At 39.3% G+C, this 488-nt stretch carries 1 protein-coding gene and 1 pseudogene; both read right to left on the bottom strand.

Going from position 1 to position 488, the window contains the following annotated elements; genetic code table 11:
* Positions 1-7: 7 nt before the first annotated feature.
* A complete protein-coding gene (locus tag A3763_RS17765) occupies positions 8-253 on the bottom strand; it encodes a hypothetical protein (protein ID WP_068634353.1) in 246 nt (81 codons plus the stop codon).
* A gap of 49 nt (positions 254-302) precedes the next feature.
* Positions 303-488: pseudogene (locus tag A3763_RS28835) on the bottom strand (IS3 family transposase); the annotation flags it as partial.

Genomic DNA, 488 nt, shown 5'->3' with positions numbered 1-488 from the left:
ACCTATCTCATAAACCTCTATCCCCATACTTAGTATCAAGCATAGGGTTATCAATTCCTGCCGTCCATTCACCAAACTCTCGACTTTCATTAGCCAAACAATTCCCTTCATTTCTTGTTTTTTTTGGAAAAGCTTCCTTTATAGCCTCTGGATTTTTTATACATTCATGTATCCCAAGAAACAAAAACAGGAGAATCAAACCTACAGGTATAAATGCTACGCCTATAAGAACAATTTCAAAAAAGTCGCTCATGATTACTTCTCCTTATCGGCGTTTTTCAAGGTAGTTGTCGCCTGAGCATTTAAGCTGCTTGTTTTTCCTTCTCCGGGTTCAACTTAACGTCACCCACTTTCTCCCAGTTCCGCGTAGCTTTTGACCACCTTATTTGGTTCTTTCTTTTCATCTTGCGATAAAGCTCATCCCTCTTCGATAATATTTCTTCATCCAGACCTAAGTGCCTTTGCTCTGGGGTAACAAAGTTAATTCG

This window comes from Oleiphilus sp. HI0128 (assembly GCF_001635365.1).
This window is presented reverse-complemented; position numbering and strand designations above follow the sequence as displayed.